Source organism: Polaromonas potterensis (assembly GCF_033446725.1).
Classification (GTDB): Bacteria; Pseudomonadota; Gammaproteobacteria; order Burkholderiales; family Burkholderiaceae_C; genus Polaromonas.
In genome coordinates, this window is record NZ_JAWQLX010000012.1 from 1 (window position 1) to 13,123 (window position 13,123).

10 protein-coding genes and 1 tRNA gene are annotated in these 13,123 nt (G+C 57.7%); all 11 read left to right on the forward strand.

Annotated elements, in window-relative coordinates; all coding sequences use genetic code 11:
* Window positions 1-724 (forward strand): EF-Tu C-terminal domain-related protein (locus R6254_RS18960; protein WP_318409176.1); only part of this gene is annotated, 724 nt, incomplete at its 5' end.
* Window positions 725-743: 19 nt separating this feature from the next.
* Window positions 744-819, forward strand: a tRNA-Trp gene (locus R6254_RS18965).
* 135 nt (window positions 820-954) lie between these two features.
* Complete coding sequence (gene secE, locus R6254_RS18970; RefSeq protein ID WP_318409178.1) at window positions 955-1,338, forward strand: preprotein translocase subunit SecE; 384 nt, start codon at window positions 955-957, stop codon at window positions 1,336-1,338.
* A 32-nt stretch (window positions 1,339-1,370) separates the two neighbouring features.
* Window positions 1,371-1,934 (forward strand): transcription termination/antitermination protein NusG, encoded by a 564-nt coding sequence (gene nusG, locus R6254_RS18975; protein ID WP_318409363.1) that lies wholly within the window; start codon window positions 1,371-1,373, stop codon window positions 1,932-1,934.
* 132 nt (window positions 1,935-2,066) lie between these two features.
* Window positions 2,067-2,501 carry a 50S ribosomal protein L11 gene (gene rplK / locus R6254_RS18980; protein WP_318409180.1) on the forward strand — a complete coding sequence of 145 codons (435 nt, stop codon included), beginning with the start codon at window positions 2,067-2,069 and terminating at the stop codon, window positions 2,499-2,501.
* The gene (gene rplA / locus R6254_RS18985) at window positions 2,498-3,193 is read left to right on the forward strand and encodes a 50S ribosomal protein L1 (protein ID WP_318409182.1); all 696 of its coding nucleotides are present in this window, start codon (window positions 2,498-2,500) and stop codon (window positions 3,191-3,193) included. Before rplK ends, rplA begins: the two co-directional genes overlap by 4 nt.
* Window positions 3,194-3,452: 259 nt before the next feature.
* A complete protein-coding gene (gene rplJ / locus R6254_RS18990) occupies window positions 3,453-3,986 on the forward strand; it encodes a 50S ribosomal protein L10 (protein ID WP_318409184.1) in 534 nt (177 codons plus the stop codon).
* Window positions 3,987-4,015: 29 nt separating this feature from the next.
* Window positions 4,016-4,390, forward strand: coding sequence for a 50S ribosomal protein L7/L12 (rplL, locus tag R6254_RS18995; protein ID WP_318409186.1), 375 nt, complete (start codon window positions 4,016-4,018; stop codon window positions 4,388-4,390).
* A gap of 5 nt (window positions 4,391-4,395) precedes the next feature.
* Window positions 4,396-4,548 carry a hypothetical protein gene (locus R6254_RS19000; RefSeq protein ID WP_318409188.1) on the forward strand — a complete coding sequence of 51 codons (153 nt, stop codon included), beginning with the start codon at window positions 4,396-4,398 and terminating at the stop codon, window positions 4,546-4,548.
* 178 nt (window positions 4,549-4,726) lie between these two features.
* On the forward strand, window positions 4,727-8,839 hold the full coding sequence (gene rpoB, locus R6254_RS19005) for a DNA-directed RNA polymerase subunit beta (protein WP_318409190.1): 4,113 nt from the start codon (window positions 4,727-4,729) through the stop codon (window positions 8,837-8,839).
* Window positions 8,840-8,865: 26 nt separating this feature from the next.
* Window positions 8,866-13,077 carry a DNA-directed RNA polymerase subunit beta' gene (gene rpoC / locus R6254_RS19010; RefSeq protein WP_318409192.1) on the forward strand — a complete coding sequence of 1,404 codons (4,212 nt, stop codon included), beginning with the start codon at window positions 8,866-8,868 and terminating at the stop codon, window positions 13,075-13,077.
* Window positions 13,078-13,123: the final 46 nt, after the last annotated feature.

The window sequence follows — 13,123 nt, forward strand, 5'->3', positions numbered from 1 at the left end:
GCTGCTCGACAAATACGATTTCCCTGGCGACGCTACCCCCATCATCCACGGTTCCGCCAAACTCGCCCTCGAAGGCGACAAAGGCCCGCTGGGTGAAGAAGCCATCATGAAGCTGGCTGAGGCCCTCGACACCTACATCCCCATGCCAGAGCGTGCAGTGGACGGTGCCTTCCTGATGCCCGTCGAAGACGTGTTCTCCATCTCCGGCCGCGGCACTGTGGTGACCGGTCGTGTCGAGCGCGGTATTGTCAAGGTCGGCGAAGAAATCGAGATCGTCGGTATTGCCGACACACAAAAGACCATCTGCACCGGCGTGGAAATGTTCCGCAAGTTGCTGGACCAGGGTCAAGCCGGCGACAACGTCGGTATCTTGCTCCGCGGCACCAAGCGTGAAGACGTGCAGCGCGGCCAAGTGCTGTGCAAGCCAGGTTCGATCAAGCCACACACCCATTTCACTGGCGAGATCTATGTCTTGTCCAAGGATGAGGGCGGCCGTCACACGCCTTTCTTCAACAACTACCGTCCCCAGTTCTACTTCCGTACCACGGACGTGACCGGTGCGATCGAGTTGCCAGAAGGCAAAGAGATGGTCATGCCAGGCGATAACGTGTCGATCACCGTCAAGCTGATCAACCCGATCGCCATGGAAGAAGGTCTGCGTTTCGCCATCCGTGAAGGCGGCAAGACCGTCGGCGCTGGTGTCGTTGCCAAGATCATTGCGTAAGTATTAAAAGGTTTGCTGTAGGGGCGTAGCTCAATTGGCAGAGCGTCGGTCTCCAAAACCGAAGGTTGATGGTTCGATTCCTTCCGCCCCTGCCACCCGATTTTCAGCATGGTCTGAAGTCGAGTGTGGTGTGAAATAGAACTATGCAAGCCCGCCGGGAGTCCAAAAGACCCCAGGTGGGCTTAAGTGTCTGCGAAGACGCGTGATGAAGAACAGGAAATCAGGCAATCATGGCCACTTCTCAAGTCGAAACCGTCAGCACCACCGCTGACAAGGCCAAGCTGGCCCTCGCCGTGGCTTTGGTCGTGGGCTCGCTCGCGGGCTTCTACCTGCTGGGCAAGCAGGGACAAATTGCCCAGTGGGGTGGTTTGATCGTCGGCCTGGTCGCCGCCGTGGTTGTGTTCATGACCTCCGAGCCTGGCAAACAATTCGTGGCATTTGGCCGCGATTCCTGGCGTGAAGTCAAAAAAGTGGTGTGGCCTGCCCGCAAGGAAGCCATGCAGATGACGGCCTACGTCTTTGCCTTTGTGGTGGTGATGGCGCTCTTTTTGTGGCTCACCGACAAAACGCTTGAGTGGGTGTTTTACGACCTGATACTGGGGTGGAAGAAATAATGAGCGATATAAACGGTGACGTGATCAGCGAAATGGCAGCTGGCGCATCCCTGCAGCCGACGCCTGGCATGCAGTGGTACGTGGTGCATGCCTATTCGGGCATGGAAAAAGCCGTTGAGCGCAATATTGTCGAGCGCATCAACCGCGCCGGCATGCAGGCCAAATTTGGTCGTTTTCTGGTGCCGACTGAAGAAGTCGTCGAAATCAAGAACGGTCAGAAGAAAACGACGGAACGTCGTTTCTTCCCGGGTTATGTGCTGGTTGAAATGGTCATGGACGACGAGACCTGGCATTTGGTGAAACACACCAACAAGGTAACGGGTTTTGTCGGTGGCGCAAAAAACCGCCCGGCCCCGATTTCTGAAGAAGATGTGCAGAAAATCGTGAGCCAGATGCAAGTCGGCACCGAGAAGCCGCGTCACAAAGTCGAGTTTGAAACCGGCGAATACGTTCGTGTCAAGGATGGCCCATTTACCGACTTCAACGGCACCGTCGAAGAAGTCAACTACGACAAGAACAAAGTGCGCGTGTCGGTCACGATTTTTGGTCGTGCCACGCCTGTCGAGCTGGAATTCAGCCAGATCGAAAAGACCTGATTTATCTGCGCTTTGCGACTCGGCGCGGAGGGCGGTGCAAACCGCTTGAATCCAGAGTTGTGTAACCCCCGGGGAGTCAGGGCTCGTCATTCGTGACAAGGTGCTGGCGTTATTACCCGCAAGGAGAAAAGTATGGCGAAAAAAATCGTCGGCTTTGTCAAGCTGCAAGTGCCAGCTGGTAAAGCTAACCCATCCCCCCCGATCGGCCCAGCCCTGGGTCAGCGCGGCCTGAACATCATGGAGTTCTGCAAGGCGTTTAACGCCCAGACTCAAGGTGTTGAGCCCGGTCTGCCTTTGCCCGTCGTGATCACTGCGTATGCAGACAAAAGCTTTACCTTCATCATCAAGACACCGCCAGCGGTGACCCTGATCAAGAAGGCGATCAAGCTTGACAAGGGTTCGGCCACGCCGCACACCGTCAAGGTTGGCAAGATCACCCGTGCCCAGCTGGAAGAAATCGCAAAGCACAAGATGAAAGACATGACTGCTGCTGACCTGGATGCTGCAGTCCGTACTATTGCCGGTTCCGCCCGTTCCATGGGTGTGACGGTGGAAGGTGTTGTATGAGCAAGCTGACCAAGCGCCAAAAAACTGTTGGCGACAAAATCGACACCAACAAACTGTACGCAGTGGTTGACGCCCTGGGTCTGGTCAAGGAATTCGCTGTTGCCAAGTTCGATGAGTCCATCGACGTGGCTGTGCAGCTCGGCATTGATGCCAAGAAATCCGACCAAGTCGTTCGTGGCGCCGTCGTGCTGCCCAACGGTACTGGCAAGACCAAACGTGTCGCCGTGTTTGCGCAAGGTGCCAAGGCCGAAGAAGCCAAGGCCGCCGGTGCTGACATCGTTGGCATGGACGATCTGGCTGCCGACATCAAGGCTGGCAAGATGGACTTCGACGTTGTGATCGCATCGCCTGATGCCATGCGTATCGTCGGTACGCTGGGCCAGATCCTTGGCCCACGTGGTTTGATGCCCAACCCCAAGGTTGGCACGGTCACGCCTGACGTGGCAACGGCCGTTAAAAACGCCAAAGCCGGTCAAGTCCAGTTCCGCGTTGACAAAGCCGGTATTGTGCATGGCACCATCGGTCGCCGTTCTTTCGACAATGACAAGCTCAAGGGCAACCTGGCTGCATTGATCGATGCTTTGATCAAGGCCAAGCCTGCGTCGAGCAAAGGTGTGTATTTGCGTAAAGTGGCGGTTTCGTCCACGATGGGTGTGGGCGTTCGCGTCGACACGCAATCCATCGCGGCGTAATCGCGAAAATTTGAGTAGCCCGCAAGGGCTGTTCAATGTGGTGGGCTGCCGGAGTTTTTGAATTCCGGCAGGCTATCCAGGACCGTTGGCGCGGCAGGTCGAAAAAGCCGCCGCTTAATCGAAAGACAGCCAACGCAGATGGCGGTCCCGCTGCAGATGGTTTTGCAAAGAATCTGAAACAGTTGGTCGCTGAATATAGGCGTGTTGCGCAGGCCGCGTGAAAGCGCAGTTTGCAAGACACAACATTAAGGAGTAGACCTTGAGTCTCAACCGCAGTGAGAAACAAGCCGTCATTGATGAAGTGACAGGCCTCGCCGCTAAAGCTCAAACGCTCGTGATAGCGGAATACCGTGGCATCACGGTCGCTGACATGACCAAGCTTCGCAGCCAAGCCCGCGACAAAGGCGTGACCCTGAGCGTGTTGAAAAACACCCTGGCTCGCCGTGCCGTGGCTGGTAGCGCGTTTGACGTCCTGTCCGACCAGATGACCGGTCCGCTGATCTATGGCTTTTCCATCGATGCTGTTGCCGCCGCCAAGGTGGTTGCCGACTTCGCAAAAACCAACGACAAGTTGGTGATTCGCGCAGGCGCAATGGCAGGAAAAGTCCTGGACGTGAACAGCGTGAAGCAACTGGCCAACATCCCTTCCAAGGAAGTGTTGCTGGCCCAGGTGTGTGGCTTGCTGATGTCCCCCATGTCGCGTACAGCCGTTGTGCTGGGCGCGCTGGCGGCCAAAAAGGGTGGCGACGCTGCCCCGGCAGAAGAAGCAGCACCGGAAGCCGTAGCGGCTTAACTTGACCCCAACTTTTTTAGGAAATCAAAATGGCATTCGATAAAGACGCATTTTTGACCGCGCTGGATAGCATGACGGTCTTGGAACTCAACGAGCTGGTGAAAGCCATCGAAGAGAAATTTGGCGTGAGCGCTGCAGCCATGTCGGCTCCTGCTGCTGGCGGCGGCGGCGCTGCTGCAGTCGCAGAAGAGAAAACTGAATTCACCGTGATGTTGCTGGAAGCCGGCGCCAACAAGGTGTCCGTCATCAAGGCCGTGCGCGAAATCACCGGTCTGGGCCTCAAAGAAGCCAAGGATCTGGTTGACGGCGCACCGAAGGCTGTCAAGGAAGCCGCTCCTAAGGCCGACGCAGACGCAGCCAAGAAGAAGCTCGAAGACGCAGGCGCGAAAGTCGAACTCAAGTAATCCTTGTGTTCTACAAAGGCTGGAAGACCGATATCGGCTTCCAGCCTTTCGTGCTTTCAAGGAGTACCGTTAAAAACGCCGCCAAACGCGGGTTTTTAACCTCTTTGGAAATACTGGCAAGCAGATTTGACGAAAATCTGCTTGCCAGTGCTTCCTGACCCCGACTGCAGGAAACGCCTTGGTTCGGGCAACGTGCAATGCGTTGCCGTCCGCCATGGTTGGTAGTGGCCAACCACCAAGTCTGTTTGATTACGTGGTGTATTCATTCAAGACAGTCGCCAGAGCTTAGCAAACCAGTTTGCATACTTGTTTGTGTCCCATTAAAGCGGAGAACTCATGGCCTATTCTTATACCGAACGCAAGCGAATTCGCAAAAGTTTCGGCAGCCGCGAAAGCGTGCTGAATGTTCCTTACCTGTTGCAGATGCAGAAAGACGCTTACACGGCGTTTCTGCAAGCCGACCGTGCGCCACAAAAGCGCACAGTTGAAGGCCTGCAGGCTGCGTTTGAAAACGCTTTCCCCATCGTCTCGCACAACGGTTTTGTCGAGATGAAGTTCCTCGAGTACAACCTGGCCAAGCCCGCGTTTGACGTGCGTGAATGCCAGACCCGTGGCCTGACCTTCGCCTCGGCCGTGCGTGCCAAAGTCCAACTGATCATTTATGACCGCGAATCCTCGACCTCGCAGTCCAAGGTCGTGAAGGAAGTGAAAGAGCAGGAAGTCTACATGGGCGAAGTGCCGCTCATGACCGACAAGGGCTCGTTCGTGATCAACGGCACCGAGCGTGTGATCGTGTCCCAGTTGCACCGTTCGCCCGGTGTGTTTTTCGAGCATGACAAGGGCAAGACCCACAGCTCGGGCAAGCTGCTGTTTTCGGCACGTATCATCCCTTACCGCGGCTCCTGGCTGGACTTCGAGTTTGACCCGAAAGACATCCTGTACTTCCGTGTTGACCGCCGTCGCAAGATGCCTGTCACGATTTTGCTCAAGGCCATTGGCCTGAACCCCGAGTCCATCCTCGCGAACTTCTTTGTGTTCGACAATTTCCGTCTGATGGACAGCGGCGCGCAAATGGAATTCGTCGCCGAGCGTATGCGCGGTGAAGTCGCCCGTTTCGACATCACCGACAAAAACGGCAAGGTTGTGGTCGCGAAAGACAAGCGTATCACCGTGCGCCACACGCGTGAACTCGAGCAAAGCGCTACCTCCACCATCAGCGTCCCTGAAGATTTCCTGATCGGCCGCGTGGTCGCCAAGAACATTGTGGATGCCGAGACCGGTGAAATCATCGCCAAGGCCAATGACGAGTTGAGCGAACTGTTGCTGAAAAAGCTGCGCGTCGCTGGCGTGCAGGACCTGCAAGTCCTGTACACCAACGAACTCGACCAGGGCTCCTACATTTCGCAGACCCTGCGTTCCGACGAAACCGCGGACGAGTTCGCCGCACGTGTGGCGATCTACCGCATGATGCGTCCCGGCGAGCCGCCCACGGAAGACGCGGTGCAGGCCTTGTTCCAGCGCCTGTTCTACAACCCGGACACCTACGATCTGTCCAAGGTTGGCCGTATGAAGTTCAACGCCCGCGTGGGCCGCGATTCTTCCACCGGCCCCATGGTAATGACCAACGAGGACATCCTCGCGGTCGTCAAGATCCTGGTTGACTTGCGTAACGGCAATGGCGAAGTCGATGACATCGACCACCTCGGCAATCGCCGCGTGCGTTGTGTCGGTGAACTCGCCGAGAACCAGTACCGCACCGGTCTGGCACGTATCGAAAAGGCTGTGAAAGAACGTCTGGGCCAGGCCGAGCAAGAGCCGCTGATGCCGCATGACCTGATCAACAGCAAGCCGATTTCGGCTGCGTTGAAAGAGTTCTTCGGCGCATCGCAGCTGTCGCAGTTCATGGACCAGACCAATCCGCTGGCCGAGATCACCCACAAGCGCCGTGTATCGGCCCTTGGCCCCGGTGGTTTGACCCGCGAACGTGCAGGTTTTGAAGTGCGTGACGTGCACGTGACCCACTACGGTCGCGTCTGCCCGATTGAAACGCCTGAAGGTCCGAACATCGGTCTGATCAACTCGCTGGCCTTGTACGCCCGCCTCAACGAATACGGTTTCATTGAAACACCGTATCGCCGTGTGGTGGATGCCAAGATCACCGACCAGATCGACTACCTGTCGGCCATCGAAGAAGGCAAATACGTGATCGCCCAGGCCAATGCGGCGCTGGACGATGCTGGCACGCTGACCGGCGACCTGGTGTCTGCGCGTGAAAACGGTGAGTCCGTGCTGGTGAGTGCTGAACGTATCCAGTACATGGACGTGTCGCCTGCGCAGATCGTTTCCGTGGCGGCTTCGCTGGTTCCTTTCCTGGAACACGATGATGCCAACCGCGCGTTGATGGGCGCCAACATGTCGCGCCAGGCTGTGCCTGTGCTGCGTCCCGAGAAGCCACTGGTCGGCACGGGCATCGAGCGCGTCGCCGCGGTCGACTCCGGCACGGTGGTGACCGCCAACCGCGGCGGTATCGTTGACTACGTTGATGCTACCCGCATCGTGGTGCGCGTGAATGATGCAGAAGCCCTGGCCGGCGAAGTCGGCGTGGACATCTACAACCTGATCAAGTACCAGCGTTCCAACCAGAACACCAACATTCATCAGCGTCCCATCGTCAAGATGGGCGACAAGCTGGCCAAGGGTGACGTGATTGCCGACGGCGCATCGACCGACCTGGGTGAAATCGCCATTGGTCAGAACATGCTGATCGGTTTCATGCCCTGGAACGGCTACAACTTCGAGGATTCGATCCTGATTTCCGAGCGCGTGGTGGCCGAAGACCGCTACACCTCGATTCACATCGAAGAACTCGTGGTGATGGCGCGTGATACCAAGCTGGGCTCGGAAGAGATCACCCGCGATATCCCCAACCTGTCCGAGCAACAGCTCAACCGTCTGGACGAATCCGGCATTATTTATGTCGGTGCTGAAGTCCAGCCGGGCGACACGTTGGTCGGCAAGGTCACGCCAAAAGGCGAAACCACGCTGACGCCGGAAGAAAAACTGCTGCGCGCCATCTTCGGCGAAAAAGCCAGCGATGTGAAAGACACCTCGCTGCGCGTGAGCCAGGGCTCGCAAGGCACGGTCATCGACGTGCAGGTCTTCACCCGCGAAGGCATTGTGCGCGACAAGCGTGCCCAGCAGATCATTGACGACGAGCTCAAGCGCTTCCGTCTGGATCTGAACGACCAGTTGCGGATTGTGGAAGCCGATGCATTTGACCGTATCGAAAAGCTGCTGAACGGCAAGGTCGCCAACGGCGGCCCGAAAAAGCTGGCCAAGGGCACCAAGATCGACAAGGCCTACCTGGCCGATGTCGAGAAGTACCACTGGTTCGACATCCGTCCTGCGGATGACGAAGTCGCGACTCAGCTTGAAAGCATCAAGAACTCGATGGAGCAGACGCGCCACAGTTTTGACCTCGCTTTCGAAGAAAAGCGCAAGAAACTCACGCAGGGCGACGAGTTGCCAGCTGGCGTGCTGAAGATGGTCAAGGTTTACCTGGCTGTGAAACGCCGCCTGCAACCCGGCGACAAGATGGCCGGCCGTCACGGCAACAAGGGTGTGGTGTCCAAGATCGTTCCGGTCGAAGACATGCCGCACATGGCCGACGGTACGCCATGCGACATCGTGCTGAACCCGCTGGGCGTGCCTTCCCGTATGAACGTGGGCCAGGTGCTGGAAGTGCATTTGGGCTGGGCCGCCAAAGGTCTGGGCCATCGCATTGGCGACATGTTGCAAGCCGAAGCCAAGGTGGCCGAGCTGCGCAAGTTCATGGAGACGATCTACAACAAGTCCGGTCGTGTGGAAGACCTGGCCAAGTTGTCGGATACCGATATCCTGGAAATGGCGCAAAACCTGACGACAGGTGTGCCTTTCGCCACGCCGGTGTTTGACGGTGCGTCCGAAGCCGAGATCATGGGCATGCTGCAACTGGCTTACCCGGATGAGCTGGCCAAGGCCAAGGGCTTGACCGCCACACGCACCCAGGCGCAGCTGTACGACGGCCGCACCGGTGATGCGTTTGAGCGCACCACCACCGTCGGCTACATGCACTTCCTGAAACTTCACCACTTGGTGGACGACAAGATGCATGCACGTTCGACCGGCCCTTACTCGCTGGTCACCCAGCAGCCTTTGGGCGGCAAGGCGCAGTTCGGTGGACAGCGTTTCGGCGAGATGGAGGTCTGGGCGCTGGAAGCTTACGGCGCGGCTTACACCTTGCAGGAAATGCTCACCGTCAAGTCGGACGACGTGGTCGGCCGCACCAAGGTGTACGAGAGCATCGTCAAGGGCGAGCACGCCATCACGGCCGGCATGCCCGAGTCGTTCAACGTGCTGGTCAAGGAAATTCGTTCGCTCGGCATCGACATCGAACTCGACCGTAGCTAATCGCAGGAAAGAAAAGGATTTAACTCATGAAATCATTACTCGACCTGTTCAAGCAATTCACGCCGGATGAGCATTTCGATGCCATCAAGATCGGTATGGCCTCGCCCGAAAAGATCCGTTCGTGGTCTTTCGGCGAAGTCAAAAAGCCTGAAACCATCAACTACCGTACCTTCAAGCCAGAGCGCGACGGTCTTTTTTGCGCCAAAATTTTTGGCCCTATCAAGGACTACGAATGCCTGTGCGGCAAGTACAAACGCCTCAAACATCGCGGTGTCATCTGCGAGAAGTGCGGCGTTGAAGTCACGCAGACCAAGGTTCGCCGCGAACGCATGGGTCACATTGACCTGGCCGCTCCCTGCGCGCACATCTGGTTCCTGAAGTCGCTGCCGTCGCGTCTGGGCTTGGTGCTCGACATGACTTTGCGCGATATCGAACGCGTGTTGTACTTTGAAGCTTATGTGGTGACCGATCCCGGCATGACCCCGCTGAAAAAATTCAGCATCATGTCCGAAGACGACTACGATGCCAAGCGCAAGGAATACGGCGACGAATACGTTGCCAAGATGGGCGCCGAAGGCATCAAGGACTTGCTCGAAGGCCTGGATCTCGACATCGAGATCGACAAGCTGCGCAATGACCTGACCGGTTCCGAAATCAAGATCAAGAAAAACGCCAAGCGTTTGAAATTGATGGAAGCGTTCAAGAAATCCGGTATCAAGCCCGAGTGGATGGTGCTGGACGTGTTGCCTGTGTTGCCGCCTGACCTGCGTCCGCTGGTGCCACTGGACGGTGGTCGTTTTGCGACCTCCGACCTGAACGACTTGTATCGCCGCGTCATCAACCGCAACAGCCGTCTGCGCCGTTTGCTGGAGCTGAAAGCGCCTGAAATCATTGCCCGCAATGAAAAGCGCATGCTGCAGGAAGCTGTCGATTCGCTGCTCGACAACGGCCGCCGTGGCAAAGCCATGACGGGCGCCAACAAGCGCGCGCTGAAATCGCTGGCCGACATGATCAAGGGTAAGTCCGGTCGTTTCCGTCAGAATTTGTTGGGTAAACGCGTCGATTATTCCGGTCGTTCCGTGATTACCGTGGGCCCTACGCTCAAGCTGCACCAGTGCGGTTTGCCCAAGCTGATGGCGCTGGAACTGTTCAAGCCTTTCATCTTCTCGCGCCTCGAAGCCATGGGCATCGCGACCACCATCAAGGCGGCCAAGAAGGAAGTTGAATCCGGCACGCCCGTGGTGTGGGACATCCTGGAAGAGGTCATCAAAGAGCACCCCGTGATGCTGAACCGTGCGCCTACGCTGCACCGTTTGGGTATCCAGGCTTTTGAGCCCATCCTGATCGAAGGCAAGGCCATCCAGCTGCACCCACTCGTTTGTTCGGCCTTTAACGCCGACTTTGACGGTGACCAGATGGCTGTCCACGTGCCCTTGTCGGTCGAGGCGCAAATGGAAGCCCGCACCCTGATGCTGGCTTCGAACAACATTTTGTTCCCCGCCAGCGGCGAGCCCTCCATCGTTCCTTCGCAGGACGTTGTGTTGGGCCTGTATTACACAACCCGAGACCGTACCAACGGCAAGGGCGAAGGCCTGGTTTTCTCGGACACCGGCGAAGTTCGCCGCGCGTTTGACGCGGGTGAACTCGATCTGAACGCCCGCATCAGCGTGCGCCTGACCGAGTGGACCAAGGACAAGGAAACGAACGAGTTCGTGCCATCGACCAAGCTGTGGGAAACCACTGGCGGCCGTGCACTGCTGTCCGAAATCCTGCCCAAGGGCCTGCCTTTCTCCAACATCAACAAGGCGTTGAAGAAGAAGGAAATCTCCAAGCTGATCAACGTGTCTTTCCGCAAGTGCGGTTTGAAAGAGACCGTGGTGTTTGCCGACAAGTTGCTGCAGTCGGGTTTCCGCCTGGCGACCAAAGCCGGTATCTCCATCTGTATCGACGACATGTTGGTGCCGAAGGAGAAGCTCGAGATCATTGCCCGCGCCCAGAAGGAAGTCAAAGAGATCGAGCAGCAATATGTCTCCGGTCTGGTGACAGCCGGTGAGCGCTATAACAAGGTGGTGGACATCTGGGGCAAATCCGGCGACGAGGTCTCCAAGGCCATGATGGCCCAGCTCTCGAAAGAGAAGGTCATCGACCGTCACGGCAAGGAAGTCGAGCAGGATTCCTTCAACTCCATCTACATGATGGCCGACTCCGGTGCCCGCGGTTCTGCAGCCCAGATTCGCCAGGTCGCCGGTATGCGCGGTTTGATGGCCAAGCCTGACGGCTCCATCATCGAAACGCCGATCACCGCGAACTTCCGCGAAGGTCTGAACGTGCTGGAGTACTTCATCTCCACCCACGGCGCCCGTAAGGGTCTGGCCGATACGGCCCTGAAAACCGCCAACTCCGGTTACCTGACACGCCGCTTGTGCGACGTGGTGCAGGATCTGGTGGTGACCCAGGACGATTGCGGCACGCAAGACGGCTCGGTGATGCGCGCCATTGTCGAAGGTGGTGAAGTCATTGAATCGCTGCGCGACCGTATCCTCGGCCGTACTGCGGTTGAAGATGTGTTGCACCCCGAGAACCGCGCGGTTCTGGCCAAGGCCGGCGCCATGCTGGACGAAGACCTGATCGACGAGCTCGAAGTGGCTGGCGTGGACGAAGTGAAAGTGCGTACCGCACTGACCTGCGAAACCCGCTTTGGCTTGTGCGCCAAGTGTTACGGCCGTGACTTGGGTCGCGGTGGCCTGATCAACATCGGTGAAGCCGTCGGTATCATTGCCGCCCAATCCATCGGTGAGCCAGGTACCCAGCTGACCATGCGGACTTTCCACATCGGTGGCGCTGCATCCCGTGCCGCGATTGCCTCCAGCGTCGAAGCCAAGTCCAACGGCGTGATCGGTTTCAATGCACCGATGCGTTATGTGACCAACAGCAAGGGCGAGCTGGTCGTGATTGCCCGTTCCGGCGAGATCATCATTCATGATGAACATGGCCGCGAGCGCGAGCGTCACAAAGTGCCTTACGGTGCCATCCTGTCGGTCAAGGCCGACCAGCAAATCAAGGCTGGTTTGATCCTGGCCAACTGGGACCCGCTGACCCGCCCCATCATTACCGAGTTCGCCGGTAAGGTGCTCTTCGAGAACCTCGAAGAAGGCGTGACAGTGGCCAAGCAGCTCGACGAAGTGACCGGTCTGTCCACCATGGTGGTGATCGATCCCAAGCGTCGCGGTGTGACCAAGGTGGTTCGTCCACAGGTCAAGCTGATCGATGCCACCGGCAACGAAGTCAAGATCCCCGGCACCGATCACTCGGTGACGATTGGCTTCCAGGTGGGTGCGTTGGTCCAGGTGCGTGACGGCCAGGACGTGGGCCCCGGCGAAGTGCTGGCGCGTATTCCGGTTGAAGGCCAGAAGACCCGTGACATTACCGGCGGTCTGCCGCGTGTGGCCGAGTTGTTCGAAGCCCGTACGCCGAAAGACAAGGGCACTTTGGCTGAAATGACCGGTACCGTGTCCTTTGGTAAAGAGACCAAAGGCAAGGTTCGCCTGCAGATCACCGACCCAGAAGGCAAGGTCTGGGAAGACCTCGTGCCCAAAGAGAAGAACATTCTGGTGCACGAAGGCCAGGTCGTGAACAAGGGCGAGTCGATTGTGGACGGCCCGGCCGACCCACAAGACATCCTGCGTTTGCTGGGCATGGAAGAGCTGGCTCGTTACATCGTTGACGAAGTGCAAGACGTTTACCGTCTGCAAGGCGTGAAGATCAACGACAAACACATCGAAGTGATTGTTCGTCAGATGCTGCGCCGTGTGGTGGTCGAAAACGTCGGTGATTCGAGCTACATCGCCGGTGAGCAGGTCGAGCGTTCGGTCATGCTGGATGCCAACGACGCCTTGCGCGCCGAAAACAAGATCCCGGCCACCTTCAGCAACCTGTTGCTGGGTATCACCAAGGCCTCGTTGTCGACCGATTCGTTTATCTCCGCGGCTTCCTTCCAGGAAACCACCCGCGTGCTCACCGAGGCTGCCATCATGGGCAAGCGCGACGAGTTGCGTGGCCTGAAAGAAAACGTGATCGTTGGCCGCCTGATTCCTGCCGGTACCGGCATGGCTTACCACGACGCCCGCAAAGCCAAGGACCAGATGGACGACGCCGAGCGCCGCGCCATTGCCGAAGCGGAAGCTGCCGAGCTGGAAGCCCTGCCTGAGCAGACCAGTGAAGGTGCTGCCAGCGAATAATCGCTGCACCAGATCGCTATAAAAAGCGTAGCGCCTCACGCCCTTG

Excerpts from the sequence above, each read along its gene's own strand:
- rplK (WP_318409180.1), top strand. The coding sequence starts at position 2,067 with ATGGCGAAAAAAATCGTCGGCTTTGTCAAGCTGCAAGTGCCAGCTGGT.
- nusG (WP_318409363.1), top strand. The coding sequence starts at position 1,371 with ATGGCAGCTGGCGCATCCCTGCAGCCGACGCCTGGCATGCAGTGGTAC.
- rplL (WP_318409186.1), top strand. The coding sequence starts at position 4,016 with ATGGCATTCGATAAAGACGCATTTTTGACCGCGCTGGATAGCATGACG.
- secE (WP_318409178.1), top strand. The coding sequence starts at position 955 with ATGGCCACTTCTCAAGTCGAAACCGTCAGCACCACCGCTGACAAGGCC.
- rpoB (WP_318409190.1), top strand. The coding sequence starts at position 4,727 with ATGGCCTATTCTTATACCGAACGCAAGCGAATTCGCAAAAGTTTCGGC.
- rpoC (WP_318409192.1), top strand. The coding sequence starts at position 8,866 with ATGAAATCATTACTCGACCTGTTCAAGCAATTCACGCCGGATGAGCAT.
- rplA (WP_318409182.1), top strand. The coding sequence starts at position 2,498 with ATGAGCAAGCTGACCAAGCGCCAAAAAACTGTTGGCGACAAAATCGAC.